The sequence below is a fragment of the Shouchella patagoniensis genome, from assembly GCF_002019705.1.
Classification (GTDB): domain Bacteria; phylum Bacillota; class Bacilli; order Bacillales; family Bacillaceae_D; genus Shouchella; species Shouchella patagoniensis.
Genome location: NZ_KV917377.1, coordinates 719,156 through 737,151, shown reverse-complemented (window position 1 = coordinate 737,151; position 17,996 = coordinate 719,156). Strand labels below are relative to the sequence as shown.

17 protein-coding genes are annotated in these 17,996 nt (G+C 39.7%); 12 read left to right on the top strand and 5 right to left on the bottom strand.

The features are described 5' to 3' along the window. Positions 1 to 5 precede the first annotated feature (5 nt). On the top strand, positions 6 to 200 hold the full coding sequence (gene ykzS / locus BK584_RS04040; RefSeq protein ID WP_078391405.1) for a protein YkzS: 195 nt from the start codon (positions 6 to 8) through the stop codon (positions 198 to 200). Positions 201 to 231: 31 nt separating this feature from the next. Here ykzS and BK584_RS04035 read toward each other — a convergent pair whose 3' ends face one another. Together BK584_RS04035 and BK584_RS04030 are read right to left on the bottom strand one after the other, a co-directional pair. Continuing rightward, a complete protein-coding gene (locus tag BK584_RS04035; protein ID WP_051992938.1) occupies positions 232 to 315 on the bottom strand; it encodes a YjcZ family sporulation protein in 84 nt (27 codons plus the stop codon). A 66-nt stretch (positions 316 to 381) separates the two neighbouring features. Continuing rightward, positions 382 to 519 carry a small acid-soluble spore protein P gene (locus tag BK584_RS04030; protein ID WP_054711769.1) on the bottom strand — a complete coding sequence of 46 codons (138 nt, stop codon included), beginning with the start codon at positions 517 to 519 and terminating at the stop codon, positions 382 to 384. A 217-nt stretch (positions 520 to 736) separates the two neighbouring features. Here BK584_RS04030 and acnA point away from each other — a divergent pair, with 217 nt between their 5' ends. The 6 genes from acnA to BK584_RS04000 all read left to right on the top strand — a co-directional run bounded on the left by acnA (position 737) and on the right by BK584_RS04000 (position 11,598). Further along, positions 737 to 3,454: an aconitate hydratase AcnA gene (gene acnA, locus BK584_RS04025; RefSeq protein ID WP_078391404.1), complete on the top strand. Its 2,718-nt coding sequence runs from the start codon at positions 737 to 739 to the stop codon at positions 3,452 to 3,454. A gap of 171 nt (positions 3,455 to 3,625) precedes the next feature. Continuing rightward, positions 3,626 to 6,928 (top strand): efflux RND transporter permease subunit, encoded by a 3,303-nt coding sequence (locus BK584_RS04020; protein ID WP_078391403.1) that lies wholly within the window; start codon positions 3,626 to 3,628, stop codon positions 6,926 to 6,928. Positions 6,929 to 7,326: 398 nt separating this feature from the next. Then, positions 7,327 to 7,455 carry an FbpB family small basic protein gene (locus BK584_RS04015; RefSeq protein ID WP_078391402.1) on the top strand — a complete coding sequence of 43 codons (129 nt, stop codon included), beginning with the start codon at positions 7,327 to 7,329 and terminating at the stop codon, positions 7,453 to 7,455. Between the two features lie 54 nt (positions 7,456 to 7,509). Next, positions 7,510 to 7,647: a small acid-soluble spore protein N gene (gene sspN / locus BK584_RS04010; RefSeq protein ID WP_078391401.1), complete on the top strand. Its 138-nt coding sequence runs from the start codon at positions 7,510 to 7,512 to the stop codon at positions 7,645 to 7,647. A 117-nt stretch (positions 7,648 to 7,764) separates the two neighbouring features. Further along, a complete protein-coding gene (locus tag BK584_RS04005) occupies positions 7,765 to 9,384 on the top strand; it encodes a CopD family protein (protein ID WP_078391400.1) in 1,620 nt (539 codons plus the stop codon). Between the two features lie 15 nt (positions 9,385 to 9,399). Then, positions 9,400 to 11,598 (top strand): AAA family ATPase, encoded by a 2,199-nt coding sequence (locus BK584_RS04000; protein WP_078391399.1) that lies wholly within the window; start codon positions 9,400 to 9,402, stop codon positions 11,596 to 11,598. Between the two features lie 13 nt (positions 11,599 to 11,611). Here BK584_RS04000 and BK584_RS03995 read toward each other — a convergent pair whose 3' ends face one another. The 3 genes from BK584_RS03995 to BK584_RS03985 all read right to left on the bottom strand — a co-directional run bounded on the left by BK584_RS03995 (position 11,612) and on the right by BK584_RS03985 (position 13,950). Further along, on the bottom strand, positions 11,612 to 11,863 hold the full coding sequence (locus tag BK584_RS03995) for a hypothetical protein (protein WP_078391398.1): 252 nt from the start codon (positions 11,861 to 11,863) through the stop codon (positions 11,612 to 11,614). Positions 11,864 to 12,003: 140 nt separating this feature from the next. After that, on the bottom strand, positions 12,004 to 12,936 hold the full coding sequence (locus BK584_RS03990) for an aldo/keto reductase (protein WP_078391397.1): 933 nt from the start codon (positions 12,934 to 12,936) through the stop codon (positions 12,004 to 12,006). 75 nt (positions 12,937 to 13,011) lie between these two features. Then, the gene (locus tag BK584_RS03985) at positions 13,012 to 13,950 is read right to left on the bottom strand and encodes a Na/Pi symporter (protein ID WP_078391396.1); all 939 of its coding nucleotides are present in this window, start codon (positions 13,948 to 13,950) and stop codon (positions 13,012 to 13,014) included. A 180-nt stretch (positions 13,951 to 14,130) separates the two neighbouring features. Between BK584_RS03985 and rpsU the strand changes: the two genes are divergently transcribed. From rpsU to BK584_RS03960, 5 genes are all read left to right on the top strand, one after another. Next, positions 14,131 to 14,304: a 30S ribosomal protein S21 gene (gene rpsU / locus BK584_RS03980; protein WP_035396344.1), complete on the top strand. Its 174-nt coding sequence runs from the start codon at positions 14,131 to 14,133 to the stop codon at positions 14,302 to 14,304. A 21-nt stretch (positions 14,305 to 14,325) separates the two neighbouring features. Further along, positions 14,326 to 14,772 carry a GatB/YqeY domain-containing protein gene (locus tag BK584_RS03975; RefSeq protein WP_078391395.1) on the top strand — a complete coding sequence of 149 codons (447 nt, stop codon included), beginning with the start codon at positions 14,326 to 14,328 and terminating at the stop codon, positions 14,770 to 14,772. A gap of 179 nt (positions 14,773 to 14,951) precedes the next feature. Beyond that, entirely contained in the window at positions 14,952 to 16,289 is a 1,338-nt protein-coding gene (locus BK584_RS03970; RefSeq protein WP_078391394.1) for an NfeD family protein, read from the top strand. A 21-nt stretch (positions 16,290 to 16,310) separates the two neighbouring features. Continuing rightward, complete coding sequence (floA, locus tag BK584_RS03965; RefSeq protein ID WP_078391393.1) at positions 16,311 to 17,330, top strand: flotillin-like protein FloA; 1,020 nt, start codon at positions 16,311 to 16,313, stop codon at positions 17,328 to 17,330. A 25-nt stretch (positions 17,331 to 17,355) separates the two neighbouring features. Then, the gene (locus tag BK584_RS03960; protein WP_078391392.1) at positions 17,356 to 17,919 is read left to right on the top strand and encodes a YqfB family membrane protein; all 564 of its coding nucleotides are present in this window, start codon (positions 17,356 to 17,358) and stop codon (positions 17,917 to 17,919) included. The last annotated feature ends 77 nt before the right edge of the window (positions 17,920 to 17,996 follow it).

Here is a 17,996-nt window from a genome sequence, read left to right as displayed (position 1 = left end):
TAGCATTGACTGAAGAAAAAGCACAAGAGTTGCTTGATTCACTTAGGTCTGGAGAATTAGAATCAGTAACAATCAAAAAAGAAGAATTTCCGGTTTTTAGGAGCATTTTTACAAATCAAGAAGATATTAAAAACTTTCGAGGTACTGCAAAGCATTATGGTTCAATTGTATACACATATGAGCCAGGATGGACTGCATAATAAAAAAGGACTGCAAAAGCAGTCCTTTTTTTTAGAACCAGCTTGCTCCTACAATTACGAGCAAGATGAACAAAACAACGATAAGTGCGAAACCTCCGCCATATCCGCCGCTCATAGTAGAACCTCCTTTTAACAAGGTATGGTTCATACTATGCGTTGAAAGAGATTTGGTATAGGCGGTTTATCCTTCTCCGTTTGTTTGACTAACGTGGTTCGCTTTTTTTGTTTTATGAGAGCCGCTTAAAGGCTCGGGCTGCCCGCTTTTTGCTTGCTTAGGCTGGTTGCGCCGGCTGCTTTTAGCGGTGTGGTGTTCGGTCATTATGAGCGCCTCCTCTCATGAACAGTATGAATCCCGAATTCATTTTTATGCGTAATTTGCAATTTTGTCGAAAAAAAGATTTAAACTTCGCACGACTTTTGCTATTCTAGTGGAGGGAATCATATCATGCGTATTTAAAAGCGCTTACCAAAAAGTGCAGATCTTTAGACAACGCTACCATAATAAGATATGATGATGCTGATGAGGAGGGTCTTAGATGTCAAAAAACTTAGATGTGTTTAAAGCTCGGTCTTCTTTTGATTTAAATGGAAAAACGTACCATTACTATGCACTTGAGGCACTTGAAAAGGCAGGATTAGGAGAGGTAAGCAAACTTCCGTATTCAGTGAAGGTGTTGCTTGAATCCGTATTAAGACAATTTGACGACTATGTAATAAAAAAAGAGCATGTAGAGAACCTCGTTAAATGGGGGACAAAGGATCAAAAAGAAATAGATGTTCCTTTTAAACCATCACGTGTTATTCTGCAGGATTTTACAGGTGTTCCAGCAGTTGTAGATCTTGCTGCACTTAGAAAAGCAATGGCTGATCTCGGTGGAGACCCAGAGCAGATTAATCCTGAAATTCCAGTTGATCTTGTTATTGACCACTCAGTACAAGTTGATAAGTTTGGAACAACGGATTCATTACTTTATAACATGAACCGTGAGTTTGAACGCAATGGGGAACGGTATGAATTTCTTAGCTGGGCGAAAAAAGCATTTGATAACTATAATGCAGTTCCACCAGCGACGGGAATCGTTCACCAAGTAAACTTGGAGTACATAGCAAATGTGGTCCATGCGATTGAACAAGACGGTGAGTTGATCGCGTTTCCAGATTCATTAGTTGGGACAGATTCTCATACAACAATGATAAACGGTCTTGGCGTTTTAGGTTGGGGTGTAGGTGGAATTGAAGCAGAAGCAGGAATGCTTGGACAACCTTCTTATTTCCCTGTGCCTGAAGTAATTGGATTGAAATTCACTGGTTCAATGCCAAGTGGTACAACTGCAACTGACGTTGCGTTAAAAGTAACGCAAGTCTTACGTAAGAAAAATGTTGTAGGAAAGTTTGTTGAATATTTTGGTCCAGGGTTAGCTGATATGCCACTTGCAGATCGTGCGACAATCTCAAATATGGCTCCAGAGTATGGTGCTACTTGTGGATTTTTCCCAGTAGATGAAGAAGCGCTTAATTATTTGCGTTTAACGGGACGTTCTGAAGAACAGATTGACTTGGTACGAGAATACAACAAAGCTAATGGATTATGGTATGTCCCAGGCGAGACACCTGATCCAACATATACAGATATCGTTGAAGTTGATTTATCAGAAATTCATGCAAATCTATCTGGTCCAAAACGTCCACAAGATTTGATTGAACTTCCTAAAATGAAAAAATTATTCCATGAAGCTGTTGTTGCCCCTGCTGGTAACCAAGGTCTTGGTTTAGATAAGAAAGAGTTTGATAAAACCGTTGATGTTACTTACAATGACGGACGTAAAACAACAATGAAAACAGGTTCAGTTGCAATTGCAGCCATTACGAGTTGTACAAACACTTCTAATCCTTATGTTCTTGTAGCAGCAGGTCTAGTTGCGAAAAAAGCGGATGAATTAGGACTTGAAGTTCCAGAGTATGTTAAAACATCACTTGCACCTGGTTCGAAAGTTGTTACTGGGTATTTAAATGACTCTGGATTAATGCCTTACTTAGAAAACTTAGGCTTTAATCTTGTAGGATACGGTTGTACAACGTGTATTGGTAATTCTGGACCACTTGAGGATGAGATTGAAGCTGCTATTGCGGACAATGACTTGACTGTTACGTCTGTTTTGTCTGGTAATCGTAACTTTGAAGGAAGAATTCATCCACTTGTAAAAGCGAACTATTTAGCTTCTCCTCCATTAGTGGTAGCTTATGCTCTTGCTGGTACTGTCGATATCGATTTATTGACTGATCCGATCTCAACGAATAAAGATGGCAAACCTGTGTACTTTAAAGACATCTGGCCAACTACGGAAGAAGTACGTGCAATTGTTGATAAAACGGTAACGCCAGAGTTGTTCCGTCGCGAGTATGCGGATGTGTTTACAAGCAATGAGCGTTGGAACCAAATTGATACAACGGATGATTCGTTATATAAATGGGATGATGAGTCTACGTATATTGCCAACCCGCCATTCTTTGAAGGCTTAGCAAAAGACCCAGAGGAAGTTAAACCTCTTGGTGGATTACGGATAATTGGTAAGTTTGGTGATTCTGTTACTACTGACCATATTTCTCCTGCAGGGGCGATTGGGAAAAACACGCCAGCTGGTAAATTCTTAATGGACAAAGGTGTTAAACCTGCCGACTTTAACTCTTACGGATCTCGACGTGGAAACCATGATGTAATGATGCGTGGAACGTTTGCAAATATCCGCATCCGTAATCAGATTGCACCAGGCACGGAAGGTGGATTTACGACGTACTGGCCAACTGGTGAAGTAATGTCCATCTATGATGCGGCAATGAAGTACAAGGACGATAACACCGGTCTTGTTGTCATTGCTGGTCAAGATTATGGTATGGGCTCTTCTCGTGACTGGGCTGCAAAAGGAACAAACCTACTTGGTATAAAAACAGTTATCGCTGAAAGTTATGAGCGTATTCACCGTTCAAACTTAGTGCTAATGGGTGTACTTCCATTGCAATTTAAAGATGGAGAAGGCGCTGAGACACTTGGTTTAACAGGAAAAGAAACAATATCTGTAGCGATTGATAACAGCGTAAAGCCTCGTGATCATGTAAAAGTGACAGCAGTAGCTGAAGATGGAACAAAAACTGAGTTTGAAGTGTTAGTTCGTTTTGACAGTGATGTTGATGTTGATTACTATCGTCATGGTGGTATTTTGCAAATGGTTCTTCGTGATAAACTAGCAACTGTCTAAATAGTCGATTAATTGAGGGTTTGCTTGATTTTATTCAAGCAAACCCTTTTTATTGTTGTTTAAATAGTTTATAGGTCTAATCGTTTTTGCTTGATTTTTTTGTTTTAATTTGTGTAAGGTGTGTATAGCACTTTTAGATTAAAAGGAGATAGGAATGGTGGAGGAAATCTAATGACAAATTTTTCGATCCGGAGACCTGTGTTCACGATAGTAGGTATGATCTTCTTTATAATTATGGGGATCGTATCTGTTACACGGCTGCCATTGCAGCTTTTACCGGAAATTAACCCACCGGTAGCTGCAATAGCGACAAGTTATCCAAATGTAAACCCTCAAGAAGTCCAAGACGGAGTAACCATTCCGATTGAAAATCGAATGGCTAGTATCTCTGGTTTGGAGAACATGACATCTAATACGTCAGAAGGTTCATCTATTATCGTTTTAGAATTTGACTGGAGCAGCTCAATTGAAGATGTTGAACTTGATATTATTAATGCCCTAAGGCAAATTGATTTGCCAGATGGTGCAGGTGAACCGAGTTTTCTGAAATTTGATCCAGCTATGTTTCCGATGATGCAGCTAGCAGTCACTTCAAATGGAGAAATTTCTGAATTCCAAGATGATGTATTGGATCTTGAACAAGAGATTATTCAAGTTCCAGGTGTAGCGAGTGTGAATGAATCAGGTAGCTTGACCGAAGTTATATCAATTCAACTAAATCAAGACTCATTAGTTGAAGAAAACCTTTCACAAGAAACGGTTGTTAATGCGTTGCAAGCACACAATGTTTCCATGCCTGGTGGCGTAGTGGAACAAGATGATTTAAGTTTAACGACTAGGGTGATTAGTGAATTAATAAGCCTAGATGAAATAAGGGAACTTGTTGTTGGAGTTGACCCTGAAAGTGGCTCTGAAGTAACTATTGATGATGTAGGATCCGTTGATATTGTAACGGAAGATCAAGAAAGTTTAACGCGAGCGAATCAAGAGCCTGCGATTAGTTTATCCATTATGCAAGAATCAAGTGCGAATACAACACAAACATCTAACGCTGTTAATGATCGCTTGCAAGAGCTTCAGGGTGATAGCGAATTTGAGGATTTAGATGTTGTCATGCTTTATGATGAAGGAGATTTCATTAATTCTGCAATCCAAAGTGTAGCAACGGCCTTGTTAATAGGTGGCCTTTTGGCAATGATTGTTTTGTTTTTCTTCCTTCGCAATTTGAAAACACCACTGATTATTGGTTTAGCGATCCCATTTTCAGTTATTGTTACATTCGCTTTTATGTTCTTCTTAGACATTGGTTTGAACATTATGACGTTAGGCGGATTAGCATTAGGAATTGGTCTTATCGTTGATAACGCTATCGTTGTCATTGAAAATATTTATCGCCATCTTGCAAAAGGAAAAGAGCCAAAGCAAGCGGCATCGGACGGAACAAAAGAGGTTCTAGGAGCCATTGTTGCGTCTACATTGACGACCATATCTGTATTTTTACCAATTGTTTTTATTAGTGGCATTGTCGGAAACTTGTTTAGAGAGCTCGCTCTAACCGTTTCGTTTAGTTTATTATCCTCTCTTCTTGTAGCTATTACGGTGGTACCAATGATTGCGAGTCGAGTCTTAAAGACGCCTCGTGAGAGTTCAGAAGAACAGCGTCGAAATACGAAGACCATGAAGTCGCTCGAAAAAATGACACATTGGTCATTGGGGCATCGCAAGACGGTTATTGCAACAACGCTTGCTTTACTTGTTGCTGGAGGAATTGGGCTCTCCACTGTGGGGGTTGAATTAATTCCAGAAAGTGACCAAGGTTCATTCACCATTGATGTTGAAATGGAAACAGGCACAAGTCTAACACGGACAACTGAAGCGGTTGAACAGATAGAAGAGGTGCTTAGTGACTATCAAGAAATAAGTGATTATGTAAGCATTATTGGCTCAAGTGGAGGGTCCCCTGGAGAAACTGGAGAAGCACATACGGCTCAAATTACAGTCTCGATGATCCCGTTAGATGATCGGACGATTTCGGCAGCACAATTTATTGAGTCGATTGAACGGGATATAGAGAGAGCGGATGAAGACGCCGAAGTGAGAGCTTATACACAAACAGCCGCAATGAGCGGTGAAGCTAATACGGTTCCGTTTACAATCGCGTATTCAGATCGTAATGCGCTTTATGATGTAGCGAATGAAATTGAAGAAGAATTGCTAAATGAGTCGATGATTCGTGAAGTGCAATTAAGTATCGAAGACCAGATTCCAGAAATTGTGATTAATGTTGATCAAGAGGCAGCGAGAGATTCTGGATTAACCCCTGTAGAGATTGCAAATCAAGTAAGTCAAGCAACTAGGGGAGAAACGGCTCTGACGGTGCAGATTAGCAGCGAAGACGAAAGTTCACAAATTTATGAAGTTGCAGTTGGGTTAGACTCCTCGTTTACAGAAACAGTAGAAGATCTTGAGAATTTGGCTATTACTACTCAAGAAGGTACTGTTGTTTCATTAATAGATGTTGCGGAAGTGACAGAAGGAGAGTCACCTGCAACAATCCAGCGTGCAGATCAAGAAGAAGCTGTTGAAATAACGGTTGGCTATATAGCCGGAACGGCTTTAAGTGACGTTTCGATTGCTATTGAAGATGTTGTTGATGAAGTAGAGCTTCCTGAAGGTGCAACTTTCTCTTTCGGAGGGGAACAAGAAATTCTTGATGATGCTATAGGAAGTATGGTTCTAGCGCTTATTCTTGCAATTGTGTTCATTTATTTAATTATGGCAGCGCAATTCGAGTCGTTTAAACTACCGTTTATTATGCTTATGACGGTACCACTTGTTTTAATTGGCGTGACAATTGCATTGACAATTACACAAACAGCTATAGGAGTAACGGCTTTTATCGGAATTATCATCTTGGTTGGTGTTGTTGTTAATAACGGAATTGTCATGCTTGATTTTGTTAATCAACAAAAGAAAAAAGGGTTAGGCACATACGATGCATTAGTTGAATCGGTTCAATTACGTACAAGACCTATAATCATGACATCAGCTACCGCAATTCTTGGTATGGTTCCAATTGCTTTTGGGTTTGGTGAAGGGGCGGAGCTACAACAGCCAATGGCGATTGCAGTGATAGGTGGTTTGGTGAGTAGTACGTTGTTAACATTAGTGTTTATACCTGTTCTTTATAGTTTGTTTGATCGTGAAACACGTTCAAACAAAGGGCCTCGCTATGTAACCATTGATGGAGAGTTTTATGAAGTGGATGAAAACAATCGAGCGATAAAAACGTTGCCTGCCTATGACAGAACTGAGGATTCAAGAGAGGTTAAAGAATTTACTGACGAAGAGTTTGGAACGAAAGAGCAAAAGCAAAATAGCCAAAACATCGGTACGGATTTAAGCAGAGAAGATATTGTGAACTTACTTGAATCAATTGTAGAAAAGTCAAAAAAAGATAGTGATGAGAAATAAACAATGCGTTGTATGCCTCTTGCTACCTTAAAAGAGGAATAAAAATAAAAACACCTTTAAGTTAGAAGGGTTATTATTAACCTTACTACTTAAAGGTGTTTTATATATCCATGGTAAGTAATCATACAATGGTTTGCATACACAAACGTTATTTTTCTTCCTCGTGTTTTTCACTTATCCATAAGAGAAATTCACGTTCTTTCTCTGTTAATGGTCGGTTTAATTGACTTTGAACATCCTGCGTGAGCTTGTCATTATTTATTGTAATCACCTACTTTTCTAAACTTAATCCATATATAGTAAGGAAAAAGAAATTTAGAACAAGAATATTCGGAAAGGTGGTTTAAAAACAGTCAATTCGTGAAATACTAATTATAAAAAAACTTGAGGTGACATAAATGAGACGAGTAGGAAGACTGCCATTTGATGAATTAGTAAAACAGAATAAAGAAAAGTTAATACAGGATCGTGAAGAAATCGATCGATTAGAAGAGAGATTTGAACAAAAACATGCATTACCAAAATAATGCCAGCAATATTCCTTATGAGGTGGATAAACTACCACTAAGGAGGGGATTGATTTGAGTCAAAAAAAACAATTTGCACAGTTTACACCGGATGATTTAGGAAGACAGTCGCGAAAATCAGATCGAAATAACGGTAAGAAAGTAGCGAACAAATCTCATCAGCAACCCGACTATGTCCCTCCAAAAGGATAAGAAAAGCCGCCAACTCTGGCGGCTTTTCTTACGTTTTTTTGTCAATATGCATAAATCGCCCTATTGAGTAAAAGTTTTGCTATGATAGGATGGAATATCTTCGGGAGGAGTTACTAAATGATTGAACCAGTATTAAATGGATTGCTCTACACATTATTGGCTTTGTTGGCAGGTGTTTTTGTTATTCAGCTTGTGCCAAAGGAGAGGGGGGTAAGCAAGCAACCTGCTCCTCTTACAGTGATGTTGCTTATATTAGGTGTGCCCCTTATATTTTCAGGGTATCTATTACGTTTGGCTGTAACGTATGCATCTTTCTTTTCAATTTCATATGCTGACGCAGTTTTAACAGTAATGAATGAACATATTATTGGCGTTAGCTTCCTCGTCATTATTGGTACTTCTATTACCATGACGCTAATTTATTTATTAATGGAGAAGAAGCAGAAGGCTTTAGCGGCAGGGATAAATATTGTTTTGGTCCTTGTATTAATTGCGGCTGTTAGTTTTTCGAGCCATAGCGCATCGATAACTGGAATTCAAGGCATTGTATCAAATGGTATTCACTTGTTTGCAATGTCTTTTTGGATTGGTCCCTTATTTATGGTGAGTTTGTATGGTTCGTCTTTAAAAGATCCTCAGAAATTCCATCAATGGTTTTCTTCTTTGGCTGGCTTTTGCTTGTTGTTGCTCATTACGAGTGGCTTTATTATGATGGGGGAGATCGCACCTGAGTATGTAAATAGCTGGATGTTAACATATGGTCAATTGTTACTCATTAAGCATATTCTTTTTATTCCTTTGCTTATTTTTGGATTTCGTCATTTACTGAGTTTGAGTGGGAAGGGTGCAAAGTTATCTACCGAGGAGCAACAAAGATCTTTTCGTATTGAAGCAATTATAGCGCTTCTCGTGTTTAGTGTCACAGCAGGGCTAACAGAGACTGAGCCACCACATAATGTTTTAAGGACGCTTCAAAGTGAGCCAATGAGCCCTATTATGGACATTTTCTTAAACGAAGCTTTGTTGGAAAACCAATTAATTGCTTTTTCACCTAGTATCGGCGCAATTTTCTTGCTTGTGGCGGCAGGTATATTCCTCTTAGTAGCTCTATTTTGTGGTTGGTGGTTTAGAAAAACGTGGTATACAGCTGCGAGTACAGTTTTGTTTGTTGGTACAGCTTATCTTGGTGTAATGGCAAGTAGCTCGCCTGGGGAAATTCCGGTTAATCTAACTATTCATGATTCGGTGGAAGAGGCGATAGCAGTTGGTAATGAAGACGATGAAATCGAATTAATTGAAACAGTGGAATTGGATGATCATTCAATTGGAGCGATTTATTCTGTGAATGAACAACATTTAACCGCAGAGCGATTGCTCGTTGAGAAGGATGGTTATCGAAAATATCTTGATGCAGAAGTCGAATTAGAAAACGGTTTTCTTACAGGTGGAGAGCGGTTTATGGATACGTTTATGTTTATTGAAAATGATTGGATTGATGAAGAAAAAGTTAGTACGTATGTGTCGCTTGGTTATGTGACCGAGGATATTTCCGAAGTGGAAATTGTATTTTCGGATACTGTTGAAGTAGTGCCTGTTTCTAATCAAGTATTTCTACATGTATTGAGTGTCAATCAGGCGTTTGAGGAAGCACATCGGTTCATTTTATATAATGAAGCTGGTGAACGGGTACATGAAGTAGAGAAGCGTCAATTTATCCATGAAGGACATGTGCATTAAAAAAGGAGTGAGCGTATGGAGAACTCATTCAGAGAACATCTTGAGGAAGCGGCGTTGTGGAGGAATAGATTAACAGGTAACATAGAGCAACCGCTAACAGAAGCAGGAGCAAAAGAGCTCGGCCGCCTAGCTTTTCTCCGCTTTGAACGCCGGCAAGAGTTAGATACTTTTATGAAGAAATGGATCCAAGAAGTAGCTGGCTTTAATGAAGTGAATGAGGATTTAAAGGAACTCCAAAAAAAGGCGCAGTTGGCAAAGTGGCAGCAAGAGAAAGTGTTACAAAAAGAATGGCCTCTTTTAAGAGAGACGGACCAGTCGCGTATTAAAAAACAAGAGACAAAACAAATTAGTGAACAAGCAGAGCAATTTATCCAAGACGTATCTAACGGGGGGCAGTTTCTTGATGATCATTTAGTGAAGACGGTCATTGACAAACAAATGAAATTAAAAGAAACTGCTGATGCTTTTTTAGAGGGATTCCAAGGTAATTATTACTCAAAGAGCTTATTTGCTGAATTGAAACAAGAAGTGTCTGAGATGCAAGTGTTAAGCGAAACATTTTATGATGAGATAACAAAGCAATTAGGAGCGGAGAATACGAAAACGTCATTGGTCGAACTTGATGAAATGATTGGCATGGCGAAAGTAAAAGAGCGAGTGAAAAAACTGTACGCTTTTTTAAAGTATCAAAAAGAAAGACAGAAGCATGGTTTTCAAACAAGTAATCTTTTGAATTTAAATATGATCGTTACTGGTAATCCTGGAACTGGAAAGACGACGATTGCGCGTTTACTTGCTTCCATTTATCATGAACTTGGTGTGCTTGAAAAACCTACAGTCTATGAAGTGGATCGTTCTCAACTCGTTGCGGGCTATATTGGACAAACAGAAGAGCAGACACTTGCTGCTATTGAACGAGCTTCAGGAGGAATTTTATTTATTGATGAAGCGTATAGCTTAAGGCGAGAAGGTCAAGCCGGGAATGATTATGGGCAAGCTGTGATTGATACGTTAGTGTCTGCGATGACAAGTGGGGCGTATGCAGGTACATTCGCTGTGATTTTAGCAGGCTATCCAAAAGAAATGCGCGATTTTGTTCGTTCGAATCCAGGTTTAAGCAGTCGTTTTCCTGAACAAAACCACTTACATTTACTTAATTATACGAGTGGAGAACTTATTCAAATTGCAGAGAAAAAAGCGCTTGACCACGATTTTATTTTCACTGAGACAGCCATAAAGGCGGTCGAAGCAGAAATAGAACGAGTAAAAGTAGATCATACTTTTGGGAATGCAAGGGTCGTTGAGGATATTGTAAGGGATGCAATATTTGAGAAAGGAGCGGAAGGATACAGAGAAACAGAGGCGGATTTTGTATTGCTTGAACACAAACACGTTAAAAATAATAAAGTTGAAGCAAATAACGACGCATTAGAACAATTGGACCAATTAATTGGGTTGCATGAAGTAAAGAAAGAACTAAAAAAATTGACTGCGTTTGCTAAAGTTAAAGAAACGAGAAGGAGGATGGAATTACCGGTACCTCCAATGCCGTTGCATACTGTTTTCACAGGCCCCCCTGGAACTGGGAAAACGACTGTGGCTCAGCTTTATGCACGAGCATTAAATCAAATCGGACTACTTAAGCGAGGTCATGTACTAACTGTTGGCAGAAGTGATCTTGTCAGTGGCTTTGTTGGTCAAACAGCAATAAAAACGAATCAAGTTATTGAAGATGCACTAGGTGGGGTATTATTTATTGATGAGGCTTACTCGCTTGTTCAAGGTGGCGCAAATGACTATGGAGGCGAGGCAATTACGGCTTTAACCCAAGCAATGACCGAATATGAAGAAGAACTAGTTGTCATTTTTGCCGGTTATGAGAGCGAAATTGAACTTTTGCTAAATAGCAATCCAGGACTTAAATCACGAGTGAGAAAAGAGATTAACTTTCCTAATTACACGAGTGAAGAATTATATGCAATTTTAATGCAAAAAGCGGAAGGCTATGGGTATACATTGTCAGAAGAGGCGCAAACCAAAGTAAATGATCATTTTGAACAAGAAACAATTAGAGGAAACGGTCGCTATGTTGCAAAATTTTTTGAAGACCTCATTCAAGAACAAGCGGTTCGTATGCCTGACGATGAAACAGAGGTTGCGAAGTTGATGATTATTAACGAAGAAAGTGTCATGCAAGTGATTGGGGAGAGTTAAGAGGCGTATTTCACTATTTGTTCAAGATCAAATCAATGTAACCAGAATTAGCGAGCATGTGCAAAGCTTGGTGAAGTCTTTCTGTTTCTAAAGGAGCATCCTTAATTGCGTCTGCACTAATTGCTAGCTTGTTGGTAGAGTAAAGATAAAGCATAAGTCCGATTGCATCAGCATTTAATGTCTGGTCGTTAAATAAGTCAGTTGGAATTGCTACGCTGTTATAGTCATTTAAAGCGTGTGCAAATCGTTTAAGGTAAATGATCATGGTGGCCCGTCCTTTCTATTCAGTTAAGTATAGCAGAGCATTGTCGAAATTGCGCATATGAATCATTACACCTAGGATAAAAAAGCCCAGTCAGCATTGACTGACTGGGCTTTTTGGTGAGCAATTAAAACTTTTTTCTTTTAAGAAAACAATTGATCAATAAATGTGCGTTCACTCTCAGTTAAAGATACATCGAGGGTCTTAATATTATCTACTAACTGATTGGCCTGTTTAGCCCCAGGGATTAATATGTTAATTTCTGGTCGGGTCAAATACCAGGCAAGCACAATGTGAGCAGTGTCAACTTTATGCTTTTTTGCTATATCGGCAATACGGTTCACTTTCTCGATATTTTGAAGAAATGCATCTCCTTGGAAATGTTTTTGAGAGTTCCGTAAATCTCCTTCTGGAAATGTTGTGTTTTTATTGTATTTTCCAGCAAGTAATCCTGATACAAGAGGGAAGTAAGGGATAAAGGAAATGTTGTGTTCCGTTACATAAGGAAACAATTCCTTTTCTGCTTCTCTGTTTAGTAAGTTATATTCCCCTTGGAAAACGTCGATGTCCCCATGTTTATTTGCTAGCTTTAGCTGTTCAAGGCTGAAATTAGAAACACCGATCGCGCGTATTTTACCGGCTTGCTTTAGTTCAGCTAGAGCTCGAACCGCCTCGTCTTTAGGTGTGTGTTCATCAGGGAAATGAATGTAAAACAAGTCAATAAAGTCGGTCTGTAGTCTATTCAGAGCCTCTTCAACAGACTGTTTTAAAAATGCTGGTGAGTTGTCTAAAGTATAATTCCCATCTACTTTTTTGTGTGCTGCTTTGGTTGCAATGACAACTTCATCACGATTAAATTCCTGCAAGACTTCACCAATTAATTCTTCAGAGCGTCCTTCACCGTAAATAAAAGCTGTGTCTAAAAAGTTCACTCCGCTCTTAATACTTTGACGAACAAGGTCTTTACCGGTTTCTTCATCTAAATTTGGGTACAAATTATGTCCACCGACAGCATTTGTTCCAAGACCAATTGGAAATACAGTTACATCTGATTTTCCGAGTTTCGTTTTATTCATCTTTAACACCCTCCTTCATTATCCTCTTAATTCTATCGTATTCCCACTAGAAATTGATTAAAACATCGCTTTTAATTAGTTTAATGAACGAAAAAAGGCTATTCGTTCAACAAAGCGCGCAAATGCATAAGCGAAAGGTAGCACGAGTAACGAACAAACAATATTATATATCGTACTCGCGTGAGCAAGTTGTAAACTTGTTGTATCAGCTAATAACGATGAGAAATGTGCTAAAAAAGCAATAAGTGGGTAAAAAAGCAAGGCTCCAAGGAGATTGAGCCAAATATGGGCGTGTGCTACAAGGCGCGCACTCGCTCCTGCACCGATACTTGCAATGTATGCTGTTAAACAGGTTCCGATATTTGCTCCAAGCATAATTGCTACACCAGATTCCATTGTAAGTCCTTGGCTTTTTATAAAGCTCATAGCCATACCAATGGTTGCTGTACTTGATTGAACAATTGTTGTCATGATTGCACCAACTGTAATTCCGGCAAAATGGCTTGAATTTGTCCATTGAAAAAATTCGTGAGTGATAGAAAATGAACTAAGTGGCTCGGTGAGGGAGGCTAACCCATCCATTGCCAAAAAGATGCAGCCGATTCCAAAAGATACGCAACCTAATGCGTACCATAATTGTTTCGGAATAATTAGAAAGAGCAAGCCGATAACAAGTAGTGGAATAGCTAAGTTTGTCATTTCAAAAGCAATGAGCTCTAATGTAAAGCATGAACCAATATTAGCACCTAAAATAACGCCAATTGTATGTTTAAAGTGCAGAAGTCCGGTTGCAACAAGGCCAACTAGCAGGACGGTAACAACAGAACTACTCTGAAAAAGGGCTGTGAATATCATACCTGCTATTAATCCTTTCAATGGAGAACTGGTCATTTTAAGTAATGTGATCTTTACACGATCTATTCCTGTTTGAAGTAGACCGGCACGCAATATATAAATGCCGAATAAGAATAAAGTAATGAAAACAGCGAGTAATGAAAAAAGTTCTTTACCCATATGATCACCTCGTCCTCTCACTATATGGACAACGACGGGCAAGCATACCAATTTTCTTTATAGTCGACTATGGAACTTTCTATCTTACAGTTGACCGTAAGCTTTTGCTGTATTATAATTTACACAGACGTGCCATATGCACGTATTGAGTTTGGTTGTTTTCGGAGGGAGGGAAATAGAATGGCAGAAACTCGTGTTCGCAAAAACGAATCGATTGATGCTGCACTTCGTCGCTTTAAGAGATCGCTCTCTAAAGAAGGAACGTTAGCTGAGGTAAAAAAACGTAAACACTTCGAAAAGCCAAGTGTAAAGCGTAAAAAGAAATCTGAAGCGGCTAGAAAACGCAAGTTCTAATTTTTGAGAGGGTGGTTTCACTTGACTCTTCTTGAGAGGTTAAACCTGGATATGAAGACTGCGATGAGAAATAAGGAAAAAGAAAAACTTTCCGTTATTCGCATGGTGAAGTCCTCATTACAAAACGAGCAAATTAAGCTCGGACGTGAACTTACTGATGATGAAAGTAATACTGTTCTTAATCGTGAAGTAAAGCAGCGTAAAGAATCCCTCCATGAATTTAAGCAAGCGAATCGTGAAGATTTAGCATCTAAGCAAGAATCGGAACTATCCGTGCTTGAACAATATATGCCAAAACAATTAACGGAAGATGAACTTGTGTTAATTGTAAAAGAGACGGTAGCTGAAACTGGTGCTATGTCAAAGGCTGATATGGGCAAAGTGATGGGTGCGATTATGCCTAAAGTGAAGGGCAAAGCCGATGGCGGCCTTGTTAATCGACTGGTCATGGAGCATTTGTCTAATTAACCAAGATGATGAAACCTCTGCTTTTTAGCAGAGGTTTTTTGGGTTTTTTCGTTGTTTCGTTTGGTTTTCGACCAGTAGCATGATAAACTTTTTATAGAAAAATGAAACCAAAGGGTATAGTAATCCGTAATAGAATAGTAGAACTCTTATTGTTGTAAAGGAGGGAGGGGGAAAATAAAGTGGGAAAGTGGTTGAGGGTAGCATTTCTAGCATATTTGGCTGCATTTTTGTTGTTGCCATTTCAAGTCTTTGCTAACCAGTCAGAGCAAACTGTTTTTGTGATACCAGTGGAACAAACTGTTGAACGGGGACTAGAAGCTTTTCTGGAGCGCTCGTTTGATGAAGCGAAAGAAGCAAATGCAGATCATATTATTTTAGACATCGATACACCAGGAGGTGCCGTTGATGCCGCGGGTCATATCGCTAGTATTATTAATCGAGCAGAAATCCCTGTAACTGCTTACATCAATAGTGAGGCCATTTCTGCTGGAGCTTATATCGCCTTAAATGCAGATCATATTGTTATGGTGCCTAATGGACAAATTGGTTCCGCGGGTGTGATTGATGGTGGGGGCAATGCCGCGAATGAAAAAGTTCAGTCTTTATGGATTAGTCGGATGAAGACAGCTGCTTCAGAAAATGGACCTGATGGCGGAAGAGATCCAGCATACGCTGAAGCCATGGCGAATGCAGAGGCCGATGTAGATGGATTCCCATCCGGTTATTTAACACTTAATGCAGAACAAGCGATGGAAGTTGGGTATGCAGACTCAATTGAATCGAATTTAGATGGAGTCCTTGAATATCTTGGTTATAATCCGTCTACCGTTGACATTGTTAACTCCGAAGTAAGTATCGCTGAACATATTGCTCGTTTTGTAACAAATCCGATTGTTATTCCAATTTTGCTGTCAGTAGGAAGCCTTGGGCTTATTTTAGAACTATATTCACCGGGATTTGGAATACCGGGAATAATGGGAATAAGTTCACTGTTGCTTTTCTTTTTTGGACATATGGTTGCTGGTTTTGCTGGTTGGGAATCACTTATTTTAGTTGTTATAGGTGGTATTTTAGTTGGAATAGAAATTTTCGCCCCTGGCTTTGGTATATTTGGGATTCTTGGAATAGGGCTTATTATTACAGGTTTATTTATGGCTTCTTTTTCAACGACGGTAATGGTGTTTTCTGTAGCGATTGCCTTGTTTGTATCAATTGCTGCAGCAATCATACTTTTTGTCTTTTTTGGTGATCGTGGTCCGTGGAAAAGGCTTGTTCTTAAAGCGCAGACGACATCAGAAGAAGGTTATGTGTCTAATGAAACAAAAAGTGATTTAATTGGGCAAACAGGAAAGGCTTTAAGTGTCCTTAGGCCATCCGGAGTTGCTCTAATTGATGACAAGCGCCTTGACGTTGTTTCTGAAGGAGGCTATATTGAACAAGGGAGTTTGCTTAAGGTTGTCTATACTTCAGGTTCACGAATCGTTGTGAGGGAGCTTGAGCAAACTGATTTAAATTAAGGAAAAGGGAGGAAACAGATCATGGATGATACAACAATCGTGACTCTCATTATTATCGCGGCAGTTATTATTCTAATTGCCATCTTGTTCACTTTTGTTCCAGTTGCACTATGGATTTCTGCCATTGCTGCTGGCGTTAAAATCGGCATTTTTGAATTAGTAGGGATGAGGCTTCGCCGGGTTGTTCCAGCAAGAGTGGTAAACCCACTAATTAAAGCAGTTAAAGCAGGTTTGGATCTAGACTCTTCTCGACTTGAAGGGCATTATCTTGCCGGGGGGAACGTCGACCGTGTTGTCAATGCATTGATTGCTGCGCAACGTGCGAATATTGAGTTGACGTTTGAACGAGCGGCTGCAATTGATCTTGCAGGACGTGATGTACTAGAAGCTGTGCAAATGAGTGTAAATCCTAAAGTAATTGAAACACCATTTATTGCGGGTGTTGCGATGGACGGGATCGAAGTAAAAGCAAAAGCAAGAATCACTGTTCGCGCGAATATTGACCGCCTTGTTGGTGGTGCGGGTGAAGATACGATCATCGCTCGTGTTGGTGAAGGGATTGTATCGACAATCGGTTCACAAAAAGATCACAAAAAAGTATTGGAAAATCCAGATATGATCTCACAAACAGTTCTTTCAAAAGGGCTTGATTCAGGAACTGCATTTGAAATCTTGTCAATTGATATCGCTGATATTGATATCGGTAAAAACATTGGCGCTGAACTTCAAACTGACCAAGCTGAAGCAGATAAGAAAATTGCTCAAGCGAAAGCAGAAGAACGTCGCGCAATGGCTGTAGCACAAGAACAAGAAATGAAAGCTCGCGTAGAAGAAATGCGTGCGAAAGTTGTTGAAGCAGAGGCTGAAGTACCAATGGCACTTTCAGAGGCGCTCCGTCAAGGTCATATGGGTGTTATGGATTATATGAATTATCAGAATGTCATGGCTGATACCGACATGAGAGACTCGATTAGTAAGGCATCAGACGGTACTGGCAATCAATACCCTGACAATGATCCGCGTAATCGTAACAACAAATAAGCCTAACGGCTAGGGGGTTGTCTAAATGGCTGACCTTTTTCAATTGATTTTAGCCAATCCGCTTCTCTTAATTATTCTTATTGGTGGCATAATTAGCGTCTTTTCTCGAATGGCGCAATCAAGCCAACAACAACAAGGGAATGAGGAAGGGCAGGGGCAAGCTGAAAATCAACAGCAAAGACAGCGTCCTGTTCAAATGGAGCCTCGTAGACAGTCAGGGTCGGAAATAAAGTGGGAAGATTATTTTCCCGCAGAATCTGCTCCGCCTGTCCAACAAGGAACACGAACAAGTGAAACTGAAGACAGTAGCGTTAGCGCAAACGTCCAGAAACAACAAGAGCTTTATGAACGTCATAAAAAAGCGAAAGCGAAAGCAAAAGAGCTTCAAGACTCATTAGAGATTGGGGCAATCGCAGATTTAGGTGGCGTAACAGGGAGCAAACGAGATGATACAAAGAAGGACGGGCTTGACATGAACTTTAATCAATTGTCAGGCAAAGAGGCAATGCGTGCTGTTGTTTGGTCAGAAATACTTGGACCACCAAAAGGGCGAGTTAGTCCAGGGAATTATCGTTCAAACAGACGCTGAACATGAAGTTTGAAAAACCGTAGTGCATGGATGCACTACGGTTTTTTTGTGTGCTATTTCCATTTTGTTTCTCATAG

Coding starts and splice junctions, on each gene's coding strand:
- BK584_RS03995 (WP_078391398.1), bottom strand. CDS start 11,863: ATGATCATTTACCTTAAACGATTTGCACACGCTTTAAATGACTATAAC.
- BK584_RS04035 (WP_051992938.1), bottom strand. CDS start 315: ATGAGCGGCGGATATGGCGGAGGTTTCGCACTTATCGTTGTTTTGTTC.
- BK584_RS04000 (WP_078391399.1), top strand. CDS start 9,400: ATGGAGAACTCATTCAGAGAACATCTTGAGGAAGCGGCGTTGTGGAGG.
- BK584_RS04020 (WP_078391403.1), top strand. CDS start 3,626: ATGACAAATTTTTCGATCCGGAGACCTGTGTTCACGATAGTAGGTATG.
- BK584_RS03990 (WP_078391397.1), bottom strand. CDS start 12,936: ATGAATAAAACGAAACTCGGAAAATCAGATGTAACTGTATTTCCAATT.
- BK584_RS04015 (WP_078391402.1), top strand. CDS start 7,327: ATGAGACGAGTAGGAAGACTGCCATTTGATGAATTAGTAAAACAGAAT.
- rpsU (WP_035396344.1), top strand. CDS start 14,131: ATGGCAGAAACTCGTGTTCGCAAAAACGAATCGATTGATGCTGCACTT.
- BK584_RS04030 (WP_054711769.1), bottom strand. CDS start 519: ATGACCGAACACCACACCGCTAAAAGCAGCCGGCGCAACCAGCCTAAG.
- acnA (WP_078391404.1), top strand. CDS start 737: ATGTCAAAAAACTTAGATGTGTTTAAAGCTCGGTCTTCTTTTGATTTA.
- BK584_RS03985 (WP_078391396.1), bottom strand. CDS start 13,950: ATGGGTAAAGAACTTTTTTCATTACTCGCTGTTTTCATTACTTTATTC.
- floA (WP_078391393.1), top strand. CDS start 16,311: ATGGATGATACAACAATCGTGACTCTCATTATTATCGCGGCAGTTATT.
- BK584_RS04005 (WP_078391400.1), top strand. CDS start 7,765: ATGATTGAACCAGTATTAAATGGATTGCTCTACACATTATTGGCTTTG.
- BK584_RS03960 (WP_078391392.1), top strand. CDS start 17,356: ATGGCTGACCTTTTTCAATTGATTTTAGCCAATCCGCTTCTCTTAATT.